Source organism: Spirosoma sp. KNUC1025 (assembly GCF_045160025.1).
Taxonomy (GTDB): Bacteria; Bacteroidota; Bacteroidia; order Cytophagales; family Spirosomataceae; genus Spirosoma.
Genome location: NZ_CP087139.1, coordinates 1,021,340 through 1,032,547, shown reverse-complemented (window position 1 = coordinate 1,032,547; position 11,208 = coordinate 1,021,340). Strand labels below are relative to the sequence as shown.

The following is an 11,208-nucleotide window of genomic DNA, read 5'->3' as shown; positions in this document are numbered from 1 at the left end:
CGATAGTGGTATTGACTGGCAGCCCCCTTTGCCGAACATTGACAATTGCCTTATTGTGCGCTCTTTTTAGTAAAACAGCACCAGCCCAGTCGGTAAGCAGCCTAACCGATGAGCAGGTACAGCAGTTTGTGCAGCAGGCGCAGGCTAGTGGTATGGCCGACGGGCAGATGGAAGCCCTGGCGATATCACGTGGCTTTACACCCATCGACATAAACCGAATGCGTCAGCGCATTAGCCAATTGCGGCCTGCTGCTAATAAATCGGCTGCGACTGCCGAAACGAATGTAGTTCGCGAACAGCCCCCACTCCTGTCCCGCCAGTCGTACCTGTTTCAACTTCTCCGCCTGTTTTTGGCGCGTCGCTATTTGCCAATACTAACTTATCGTTTGAACCGAATCTGCGTATTCCAACCCCCCGTAATTATATTATCGGCCCCGACGATGAGCTTATAATTGATGTATATGGCAATGCCCAGCAAACGTACCGGCCTAAGGTCAGCCCGGAAGGTAGTATTCGTCTGGAAAACCTCAGCCCGATCTACGTAAATGGGCTAACCATCGAACAGGCGGAGCAACGTATCGTCATGCGACTACGCGTCCTCTATCAAGGACTTAACACAGCCAATAGCGGCCTACACGCTCAGGTCACACTCGGCAGTGTTCGAAGTATAAAAGTAACACTGCTGGGGCAAGTTGTCCGGCCGGGTACGTACACCTTATCGTCACTGACCACTGTCTTCAATGCTCTCTATGCCGCTGGTGGTCCATCGCCGGATCGGGGTTCATTTCGGAATATTCGGGTGTATCGGAGCAATCGGCTTGTGCGAACGCTCGACATCTACGATTTTCTGCTACGGGCCGACCAGCGGAATAATATCCGTCTGCTCGATCAGGACATCGTTTTTGTTGATCATTATAGCACGCGCATTGAACTGGCGGGGGAAGTGAAACAGCCCGGCCTGTACGAAATGCGCGTGGGAGAAACACTAAAAAATGCCCTGGCTTTCGCCGGAGAATTTACAGATCGAGCCTATACGGCTTCCGTCAATCTGCACCGAAACACGCCTACTGAGCAGGAGCTGATAACAGTGAATACTGCTGACATCGCCTATTTAATCCGCAGGCTGGGGATCGTTACGTTGTTGGCGCCATTCTGGATCGGGTCAACAACAAAGTTAGCATCAGTGGAGCCGTGTTTCGACCGGGTGACTATGCCTTGTCGAAGGAATTGACAGTTCGGCAGCTTATTCAGAAAGCGGATGGCTTACGCGAAGAAGCCTTTCTGAACCGGGCTACGCTTCGCCGTTTGCGCAAAAACCTTGATCCCGAACTTATTTCAATCGACCTAGGAAAACTGTTGAGGGGCGAAGCAGCCGACATACCTCTTCAGCAGAACGACCAGCTTCATGTTCATACGATAGCTGAATTACGACAGAAACGTACTGTATCGATTCAGGGTGCGGTCAATAAAGGGGGTACGTTCGATTTCGTTGATAGCATGACGGTGGCGAATCTGGTTGTGCTGGCTGAAGGGTTCACAGACGCAGCGATTTCATCACGGATAGAAATAGCCCGGCGCGTAAAGGAGGATACCAGCGATCTGGCGAATAGCCAGAATGTCCGACTGCTTACGGTCGTGATTGATCAGCAGTTGCGGTTGGCCCCAGCCGACGCACAGCTAACGTTACGTCCGTTCGATCAGGTTTTTGTGCGAACGTCGCCCCGCTACGAAGCGCAGAAAGGAGCTAGTATTGCCGGTGAAGTGGCCTATCCGGGAACCTACGCTATTCGCACCTCGACCGATCGAATTACGGACCTCATCAACCGGGCAGGTGGGCTGAAAACAGATGCGTATTTACCGGCCGCTCAATTTGTGCGGAAAGGCGAAACGGTATCGCTCGATATTCGCAAAATTCTGGATGAGCCGAACGTAGCGGGCAATCTTTTACTCGAAGACGGCGATGTGCTGACGTTACCACGACGGCCCGACATCGTTCGGATTCGGGGCGAGGTACTGAATCCCGCGACAATTGAATTCGACCCGGCCAAATCATTTCGTGATTACATTGACGAAACTGGCGGTTTTACCAATAAATCCCTTCGGCGAAAATCCTATACGGTAGCGGCTAATGGGAAGATTAAGCCTGCCCATTCGTTTTTGGGTATTCGTTCGTATCCAAAACCAGAACGAGGGTCTGAAATTGTAGTACCTGCTGTATTGCCCAAAGAACCTAACAAGGTTTCATCTACCGAACGGGCGGCCTGGCTGACCGTAATTGCATCGGGCGTGGCGGTATTACTGACGGCACTACGTTTGTTTACGAATTAAATTCTTTCGGATGACCACGCAAGCCTACCCGCTCATGTTTCGAAACCTTTCGCCAGCTACCGTAGTCCAAGCGGTTTGGCCGGAGCGCAGCCGGGTTTTGATTACCGTAGCTGCTTTCAGCATTTTAGGGATAGTAACCGCGCTTCTGTTAGAACCGGAATTTCGATCTGAAGCGCGTATTATGCCCGAAATGAGTAATGGTTCGGGCGATATGTTTAAGCGGCTGGCGTCGGTAGCTGGGTTCGCCGGGATGGATTTTGCCGAAACAGAAGGTCTCGATGCTGTCCGGCCGGACTTATACCCCAACGTACTGCAAAGCACCCCTTTTATTCTTTACCTGATCGACCAACCTGTCACCACAACCGACGACCATCCGACAACCATAGGACAATTCCTGGCGCCCGAAAACAAGGGTTGGTCGTTGAAACGGCTTTTTTCACCTGGCCGGGATGAGACCGTACGGCATTTGGAACGTAGTAAACCTGCTGGTCCTGTGCGCCTATCAGCCCGGCAGCGTGACCTGGCAGACGAGATCAGCGAACGCGTCAGCGCTAAACTCGATACCCGCTCCGGAATAATCACCATCACGGCTACCATGCCCGATGCCAACGTGGCAGCAGCTGTAGCTCATTTGGCAATGGACTACTTGACTCAGTACGTTACAAGCTACCGCACCGGCAAAGCTCGGCAGGATTTACAGTTTTACACACAGCGCCGGAACGAAGCCCGCCAACGTTTCCAGACTGCCCAGCTTAATGTATTTCGTTATAATGACCAGCACAAATACTACGTTGTGCAGGCGGCTACAATGGACAAACAGCGTCTGGAAGCCGAATTGAGCATTGCTCAGACAGTATACACCGAGCTATCCCGCCAGTTTGAGCAGGCGAGACTGAAAGTGCAGGAGCGAACGCCGGTTTTTAAAGTACTTGAACCGGCTCAGGTACCGCTCAAACGTATTTCACCGAAACGAACGCTGATAGTTGTGCTTTCGGCTGCCATTGGGCTTGTTTTTGGCGTTGTATACGTACTGATCAGAAAGACAGATGCATTAACCAGCCTGCGAATAATAACGGATTGACCACTTAACCTTATCCATTCCTTTGCTAAACGACCTTCAACAGAAAAAGAAACAAATTGCCGTGGTTGGCTTAGGGTATGTCGGTTTGCCGATTGCCCTTGAGTTTGCCCGTCAGTTTCGCGTAATCGGCTTCGATATCGATGCCGACCGCGTAGCCATGCTGCAACGGGCGGAAGATCCTTCACGAGCTATTGCCTCCGAAGCCTTTACCGGAGCCGACATTACGTTCACCGCCAACGCTGACGATCTGAAACAGGCGCATTTTTTTGTGGTAGCCGTACCCACCCCGGTTGATGATTACAAAGTACCCGATTTGAAGCCGCTGCAGCGAGCTTCCGAATTGATCGGGCGAGCGCTGAAACCCGGCGATTACGTAGTTTACGAGTCAACTGTGTATCCGGGCTGCACTGAGGATGACTGCTTACCCATTCTTCAGAAACACTCGGGATTAAAACTGGGAAGGGATTTTAAATTAGGCTACTCACCCGAACGAATTAACCCCGGCGATAAGGTTCGTACACTTCCTGATATTCTCAAAGTCGTGTCGGGCAATGACGCCCTTGCAGCACAAACCATTGCCGACGTATATGGCTGTATCATTCGGGCTGGTATCTATACAGCACCCACGATAAAGGTAGCCGAAGCCGCCAAAGTAATCGAGAATGTACAGCGCGATTTAAACATTTCGCTCATGAACGAGCTGGCCATTATCTTCGATAAGCTTGGTATCGACACACAAGAGGTGATCAAAGCAGCTGCGACAAAATGGAATTTCCTGCCGTTTACTCCCGGCCTGGTCGGTGGACATTGTATAGGCATTGACCCGTATTATCTGCTTTACAAGGCACGTCAGGTTGGTTACGACCCACAGGTAATTCACTCCGGCCGACGTATTAATGATGGCATGCCAGCCTATATAGCGACCAAACTGGTGCAGATGCTCCTTCAGCGGGAGAAGAACCCGCGGCAGGCTAAAGTGCTGGTGATGGGCCTGACCTTCAAGGAAAATATTGCCGATATCCGTAACTCGAAGGTGGCGGACCTTGTACGCGAATTGATGAAATACGCCATCAATGTCCACATTGTCGATCCGCATGCATCCCCGAATGAGGTGGCCCATGAATATCGCCTGACGCTCATCGATAAACCCTCGGATCAATACGACGCCGTGATTGTAGCCGTGGGGCATGGCGAATACAAATCCCTGGATGTACAGTACTTCAAAAGTCTGATGAATGGCACACCCATCTTGCTGGATTTGAAAGGGTTATACACCGTAACGAAAGGCGATGAGGTTACATACTGGCGCCTGTAACCCATGCAAAAAAAAGCCATTATGCAAGTAAGTATACTAGGCAGTAAAGCTTTCGATTCGCTCGAATACCACCTGTGTGATTCACTCCGTACGCTCGGCCATACGGCTTCGATACTCGATGTATCGGACGTGATTCCCGTTTCGCCAAAAATCAATTACTGGGGTTCACGTTTCATTCGTAGCTATGACCGGCTGCTAAGCCAGCGACTGGCGGATAAAATCGTGAACCATCAACCCGACTTAGTACTGGTTGTGTATCGAAACCTTCACCCAGTATTGGTGGAGCAGATTAAACGAAAATTGCCCGCTGTACCGGTTGTTCAGATCAATCCGGATGCCCTGTCGAACTTGGAGAAACAGCAGATCATTGCCGCTGATTTCGACTGTTATTTTTCCAAGGAACCGTATATCGTTGATTTTTTACGTAACAAAGCAGGCCGCAACGCTCACTATCTGCCGGAGGGATTCAACCCGCGCATTCATCAGAAACCACCAGTTGAAAAAGTTGTGGCCGAATGGCTGACAAACATCGACGTACTGGTGTTCGGCAACCTGTATGCATACCGTGCCCGTATGGTTGAACAGTTGATACAGGCTGGAATAAAGGTAGCTGTTTATGGCACGAAAGGACCGTATATAAGTCTGGCTGTGGAGTCGGTGTTTCGGCAGCAGTATCTGACCGGAGCAGCCAAAAATCGACTATTGTACGGCGCCAAAATCGTTTTCAATAATTTCCATTACGCCGAAATTACATCCGTCAACCAGAAGTATTTTGAAATTAACGGTATCGGAGGTTTTCAGCTCTGCGATTATAAACCAACTCTTGATGAATATACGGGCGTACCGGCTGATCAGGTAACCTATCGAACCATGGAGGAGGCTATCGACAAAATCAGGTATTATCTGGCTCATGCCACTGAACGACATGAACTTGCCCAACAACAATACCAGCATTTTCAGCAACACCACACCTTCGACCGGCGAGTTGTCAACCTACTCCGTATAGTCGACGCTCACTTATTGCCCGCTTATGCTGAATCGGGTACGTAATGCACTTCCTTCTGCTCCAGCCCGGTCTTTAATCCTTCTGGCATGTGGTCAGGGGATAGCGGCAGTAGCGGGACTGTCGTATGGAAAACTCGCGGCTATCTACATTTCGCCGACCGTTTGGGGAGAATACAGTTTGCTATTTATTACAATGGCACTGCTGTATAGCCTTTTTATAACGCCCACCCTACAGTCGTTCAAAGCAGCACTTTCTCAGTTTTCGCCGAAACAGGTTTTTACCTTTTATAGCCGAATGCTGGCCGGACTCTATCTGGCTTTGGCGCTGCCAGTTTTGCTGGCAACAACGTATTACCAGACGCCAATTTTTGGAATCATCTGGGGTGTGGCTGTAGGACAGGGAATTTTTCAGTTCGGGAGTAACTACCTGAATGCGACGGGTCAACACCGAGGTTTTACATTGCTTCAGGCTGGCAACAGCCTAAGTACGTTACTGGTCTTCACTTTTGTGGTAATTGGCTTTCATCAACGTACCTTAACCGGCATCTGGCTGGTCTTGCTAATAGTGAATTCAAGCTGGTCGGTTATCGTAATATGGCGGCTTTTTCGGACTCATGGCACGCCTATTAGCCACCAAGAAACAACGGCTGCGTTATATCAGCCTTACCGACAATACGTTGGTCCGCTCGTCAGTCTGGCTTTTTGGGGCTGGCTTATTAATTATGCCGACCGCTTTCTGATTCGAATCTATCTGTCTGAGGCTGACGTTGGGCAATACGCAATGGGCTACGGGCTGGGATCGAAACTTTTGCTGCTGGTAGCTCCGCTACTGTCGCTACTCTCTCCCAAAGTTTTACAGACACGCGCTGCGGGGAAACCGCCGGAAACAGCGAATCCATTGATCGGGCGTTACCTTATTTATTACGTATTTCTGGCCAGCGCAGTATGTCTGTTTTATTATGCGAATCGGGATTGGATTGGAAATCTGCTGTTGTCAGAGAATTACACGATGGCTTACTTCATCGGCCCAATCGTAGCTGCTGGTTATTTATTTCTCACCAGCATTCACCTGCTCGAACTAAAATGGTACGTATTCGGGCATACGAAGTTCGTATTATGGCACAATGTACTGGGAGCCATTCTGCACGTTGGCTTTAATCTGCTACTGATTCCGCGAATGGGTATTACAGGAGCCGCCATTGCCACATTAACAGGCTTTGTCGGCCAGTTTTTGCTGGCTTGCTGGCTGTTTATGAAACCGACAAAATCCGTTGATTCATGAACCGGCTGCTGGTTTGTTTTCTAATATTTGGGTTGCTGGTACAACTGCCAGACATCACGCTTCTCGAAGCCACGGCGGTAGCCTTATCTGTGTACGTATTTTTGACGTTCATCCATCTTATCGGCGAACGAATTGCACTGCTGGAATGCATTCAGGCTATTGCTGCTCTTGAGATTTTGCTGGTTCCGGCCATTACGTACTGGGTATTTCCAGCTTCCATGCCTATTGAGTCGACACCCTATTTCAGCTATGCATTACCAGCTTACAGTGCCTTTTATCTAGGCATTCATTTGTTTGCAAACAGTCACTCTTATCGATCACATAAATCTTACGTTGACGCTGCCCGGCAATATCTTCACCATAAACAGTCGGTTGGAATTGTCTTATTTTTCATTGGCTTAAGCGGTTTCCTCACCAAATTTTTTGTCCCTAATGTTCCTGCTATTCTCGGTACGCTCCCCTCCTACTGCCTGTTTATCAGCGTGTTTTACGTGTATTATTCCAGAAATACGTACCGATTTCTGATTATTGGTTTGGTAGCCGTGGTGCTGCTAACGTATACTGTCAGAGCAGGTATGTTCGGGGATTTGTTTTTCTGGCTGATGCTGACAACCCTTTTCGGCGCTGCCAGCGTACCAGCGTGGCTATCTACCCGCGTTAAAAGCGTTTTTGTCATGCTGGCTTTTTTATTCTTACTGCTGATTCAATCAGTTAAAGGCGAATACCGCTTTAATACATGGGGATATCACCGGGGAGAACGTAATGGTAATGCAGCCTTATTAGGCGATCTGGTAGCGGATCGGCTAACCAATCCCGAAAAGCTGTTTAACATCGATCATCTTTTTCTATCCTTTGTGCGCTTCAATCAGGGAATCATGATTGGCAGCGCAATGGCAAAAGTGCCCATGCATGAGCCCTTCGCAAAGGGTGAAGTTCTGCTATCATTTTTATACCCCTTCGTGCCCCGACTCATCTGGGAAAGCAAGCCACAAACTGGTGGTTATGAGAATATTCACCGGTTTACTACGCTGCCCCAGTCGGAAAATACCAGCATTAATTTATCCCCACTGGGTGAGGGGTATGTCAACTTCGGATACGGCGGAATTTTGTTCGCTTTGGTATACGGACTTCTACTGGGCAGTGTTTTTAAATATGTTCTTTATCTATCCTCATGTACACCTACTATCATTTTTTGGTTACCAATGCTGTACATTGGGTGTCTAACGATGGAAACAGACATTCTTTCTACCTGGGGTAGCCTGACCAATAATGCCATTTTTATTGCCCTGCTCTTCTGGTTGTTTAGACGTGCCGGTAGCCACCTATAACTAACTAATTGTGAATCTCACTTACCTGTTCCGTAGTTCGGGTACGGGCCATAGTATTGAATCATTATTCGGTACTCTGCAAGAGGTTGTCGAGAAGCAATCAGGTGTGCCGGTAAAGGCCGTCCATCTCCCTTTTATCAGTCAGGGTATACGTAGCATCTGGCGAAATCTGCGGTTTGTAACCCGGTTAAACGCTGACGTCTTTCATATTACCGGCGATATTCATTATGCTGCTCTGGCGTTACCATCGTCTCAAACCATACTGACGATTCATGATTGTGTTACGCTCAAAACCAATCTTAGACGGCCAGTACGGTTTGCTTTTTTCTGGCTATTCTGGTACTACCTCCCTATCCGCCGAGCGGCTGTTGTAACGTCCGTATCGGAGAAAACACGGCAGGAGTTGATTCAGTACGTGGGTTCGGTTGCTCGGAAAGTGACCGTTGTACCCAATTGCTACGATCCGGCCTGCCTGTACCAGCCAATGTTCGTTCTAAAAGATTCACCTCAACTGCTGCAAATCGGAACGGCTCCGCACAAAAACCTATCGAACCTGATTGCTGCCATTCGGGGAATAGACTGTATTTTAAGCATTGTTGGCCCTCTATCCGAAAAAATTATTGCGGAGCTGGATCAACACAGCATTACGTATCGACATTACGTCAATCTGCGCCGGGACGAAATTATTCAGCTATTTCGGGACTGCACCATTGTTACGTTTATATCGACGTACGAGGGTTTTGGGATGCCAATTCTCGAAGCAAATGCCATTGGTCGGCCTGTTATTACGTCCAATTTATCACCTATGTGCGACGTTGCCGCCGGATCGGCTCACCTTGTTAACCCTACTAATGTAACGTCTATCCGACAGGGCATTTTACAGCTGATTCATGATAGCACGTACCGACAATGCCTGATTGACGCCGGGCTGAAGAATGTCCAGCGATATTCAGCAGTAACGGTAGCCGATCAGTACATAACCCTCTACCACCAACTCCAATCGTCGGCAAAGCCTGTTTCACCTGATTATTTCCGCTTACGATGAAGATTTCGATGTCGGCTGATTGCTTTTATCCAGCTCAGGTAGGTGGTCCCAGCAGCGCTATTTACTGGCAGGCTAAAGCGCTAACAAAAGCCGGGCATAACGTAACAGTTGTGGCTACGTCGCATTATTTGCCACCAGCAGTACGGCTTAATCAGTGGTTAACTACGGATTGCGGACAGGTGATTTACACTCGAAATCCGCATTTCTATCTGCCCTTTGTCCATGTGTGGTATAGCTGGCGGGCCATTCGCCAGTCGGATGTCGTTCACGTTAACAGCCTATTTTATCCAGCCTCAATTGTTTGGGTGATCCTAAGCCGTCTGATGAATAAACCGGTTGTCTGGTCGCCCCACGGCGAATTAAGTCCAGCCGCACTACGTTTCCGCCCTCGTTTAAAGAAGCGATTACTCCAGCTGTTCAGGTATTGTAGCGCTTCCGTCTGTTTTCACACAACTTCTGAAGCTGAAACGTTCGATGTACGTAGTCATTTTGGGCCGAATAGCCGGGTTCATGAAATCCGCAACATGCTGGAACTACCGGTACCCCTGACGCCGAACCCGCCACAAGAGCCTTATCTGCTTTTTATCGGGCGATTACATCCTATTAAAGCTATTGACCGATTGATTGAAGCAGTGAGTATGTCTACTCAGTTTTGTGAGCGTTCATATCGGCTACGAATTGTGGGGCCTGAAGATGATAAAGCCTACAGTCGAAAACTCAGAGAACTCGTTCACGCGCTACATCTGGAGTCTAAAATAATAATTGAGGAAGCCGTATATGGAACGATGAAAGAGCAGCTCTACGCGGATGCCTTTATCACGATACTACCCTCGCATTCTGAAAATTTTGGCAACGTAGTGATTGAATCCCTCGCACAGGGAACACCCGTTATCGCGTCGACAGGTACGCCCTGGCAACTGCTGGCAACCGAACGAGCCGGTAGTTGGGTTAGCAACGAACCTGAGTCGCTGCGACAGGCTATCGAAACCTACCTGACAATGCCCGCCAACGACTATGCTGATTATCGAAAACGAGCGATAGAACTGGCCCGGCGCCATTATGATATTTTACAGAATATAGATGTGTGGATTCGCTTTTACCAAACCATTCTCGACGAACGAACAGATGTCCAGCCGAAACGCCATTGATTTTCATAATGATATAGCCGCCCGGTTCGATCAAAAGTATGAATCATCCCCTGCTTTTCGAGATCGGTTTCAGGTCTGGACCACCTTATTTGATCGCTATATACGACAGACCGATCAGGTCATGGATATGGGTTGCGGGTCCGGTATTTTTAGCAACTACCTGGCCGAAAAAGGCTGTCGGGTAACAGGCATTGATGGTTCTCCGGCTATGATTAAGCTCTGCAATGAGAAAAAAACCTCACCGAACGTACAGTATATACGCCAATCGCTACCCGTAGATGACCTTGCTGTATATCAACAGCAGGATGCGATTGTGCTGTCCAGCGTTCTTGAATACATTGATCCTATGGCACCACTTATTCAGCAAGTTAGGACTCTGCTGAAGCCGAATGGGATTCTGTTCGTCTCTATTCCAAATTCGCTCAGTGTTTACCGACGAGTTGAGCGAATTATATTCCAACTGACAGGGCAACCGGCCTACGTTGGCCATATCCGCAACCGCTCCACTGAAGCAGTGCTTACTCAGGAACTTAGCCAATGGGAATTCGACGTACTGGAAACTGTCTATCTGTCAAATCATGATCCGATTTCACGGCTGCTGAAGCCGCTGTTAGCCCGGCAGTACGTCAATAATCTGTTTATTATGGTCTGCCGAAAACGAAATACCTAAGACGCT

Annotated in this window: 11 protein-coding genes and 1 pseudogene; all 12 read left to right on the top strand. The window is 48.9% G+C overall.

Going from position 1 to position 11,208, the window contains the following annotated elements:
* The first annotated feature begins 38 nt into the window (after positions 1-38).
* The 12 genes and pseudogenes from LN737_RS04470 (at position 39) to LN737_RS04415 (ending at position 11,202) form a co-directional block, all read left to right on the top strand.
* A complete protein-coding gene (locus LN737_RS04470) occupies positions 39-452 on the top strand; it encodes a hypothetical protein (protein ID WP_405516580.1) in 414 nt (137 codons plus the stop codon).
* A pseudogene (locus LN737_RS04465) lies at positions 398-538 on the top strand (polysaccharide biosynthesis/export family protein); the annotation flags it as partial. The gene LN737_RS04470 and the pseudogene LN737_RS04465, both read left to right, overlap by 55 nt.
* A 45-nt stretch (positions 539-583) precedes the next feature.
* Positions 584-1,231, top strand: a complete 648-nt coding sequence (locus LN737_RS04460) for an SLBB domain-containing protein (RefSeq protein WP_405516578.1) — start codon at positions 584-586, stop codon at positions 1,229-1,231.
* A complete protein-coding gene (locus LN737_RS04455; protein WP_405516577.1) occupies positions 1,192-2,328 on the top strand; it encodes an SLBB domain-containing protein in 1,137 nt (378 codons plus the stop codon). The genes LN737_RS04460 and LN737_RS04455 overlap by 40 nt, the downstream gene beginning before the upstream one ends.
* A gap of 10 nt (positions 2,329-2,338) precedes the next feature.
* Positions 2,339-3,409 carry a GNVR domain-containing protein gene (locus LN737_RS04450; RefSeq protein ID WP_405516575.1) on the top strand — a complete coding sequence of 357 codons (1,071 nt, stop codon included), beginning with the start codon at positions 2,339-2,341 and terminating at the stop codon, positions 3,407-3,409.
* A 22-nt stretch (positions 3,410-3,431) separates the two neighbouring features.
* Positions 3,432-4,724: a nucleotide sugar dehydrogenase gene (locus tag LN737_RS04445; RefSeq protein ID WP_405516573.1), complete on the top strand. Its 1,293-nt coding sequence runs from the start codon at positions 3,432-3,434 to the stop codon at positions 4,722-4,724.
* A 3-nt stretch (positions 4,725-4,727) separates the two neighbouring features.
* Complete coding sequence (locus LN737_RS04440) at positions 4,728-5,774, top strand: glycosyltransferase (protein ID WP_405516572.1); 1,047 nt, start codon at positions 4,728-4,730, stop codon at positions 5,772-5,774.
* Positions 5,755-7,011 (top strand): lipopolysaccharide biosynthesis protein, encoded by a 1,257-nt coding sequence (locus tag LN737_RS04435; RefSeq protein ID WP_405516570.1) that lies wholly within the window; start codon positions 5,755-5,757, stop codon positions 7,009-7,011. Before LN737_RS04440 ends, LN737_RS04435 begins: the two co-directional genes overlap by 20 nt.
* The gene (locus LN737_RS04430; protein WP_405516568.1) at positions 7,008-8,339 is read left to right on the top strand and encodes a hypothetical protein; all 1,332 of its coding nucleotides are present in this window, start codon (positions 7,008-7,010) and stop codon (positions 8,337-8,339) included. Before LN737_RS04435 ends, LN737_RS04430 begins: the two co-directional genes overlap by 4 nt.
* Positions 8,340-8,349: 10 nt before the next feature.
* Positions 8,350-9,384 carry a glycosyltransferase family 1 protein gene (locus tag LN737_RS04425; protein WP_405516566.1) on the top strand — a complete coding sequence of 345 codons (1,035 nt, stop codon included), beginning with the start codon at positions 8,350-8,352 and terminating at the stop codon, positions 9,382-9,384.
* Positions 9,381-10,532, top strand: a complete 1,152-nt coding sequence (locus LN737_RS04420; protein ID WP_405516564.1) for a glycosyltransferase — start codon at positions 9,381-9,383, stop codon at positions 10,530-10,532. The genes LN737_RS04425 and LN737_RS04420 overlap by 4 nt, the downstream gene beginning before the upstream one ends.
* Complete coding sequence (locus tag LN737_RS04415) at positions 10,510-11,202, top strand: bifunctional 2-polyprenyl-6-hydroxyphenol methylase/3-demethylubiquinol 3-O-methyltransferase UbiG (protein ID WP_405516562.1); 693 nt, start codon at positions 10,510-10,512, stop codon at positions 11,200-11,202. Before LN737_RS04420 ends, LN737_RS04415 begins: the two co-directional genes overlap by 23 nt.
* Positions 11,203-11,208: the final 6 nt, after the last annotated feature.

Coding starts and splice junctions, on each gene's coding strand:
- LN737_RS04460 (WP_405516578.1), top strand. CDS start 584: ATGCGACTACGCGTCCTCTATCAAGGACTTAACACAGCCAATAGCGGC.
- LN737_RS04450 (WP_405516575.1), top strand. CDS start 2,339: ATGACCACGCAAGCCTACCCGCTCATGTTTCGAAACCTTTCGCCAGCT.
- LN737_RS04440 (WP_405516572.1), top strand. CDS start 4,728: ATGCAAAAAAAAGCCATTATGCAAGTAAGTATACTAGGCAGTAAAGCT.
- LN737_RS04435 (WP_405516570.1), top strand. CDS start 5,755: ATGCTGAATCGGGTACGTAATGCACTTCCTTCTGCTCCAGCCCGGTCT.
- LN737_RS04430 (WP_405516568.1), top strand. CDS start 7,008: ATGAACCGGCTGCTGGTTTGTTTTCTAATATTTGGGTTGCTGGTACAA.
- LN737_RS04420 (WP_405516564.1), top strand. CDS start 9,381: ATGAAGATTTCGATGTCGGCTGATTGCTTTTATCCAGCTCAGGTAGGT.
- LN737_RS04415 (WP_405516562.1), top strand. CDS start 10,510: ATGTCCAGCCGAAACGCCATTGATTTTCATAATGATATAGCCGCCCGG.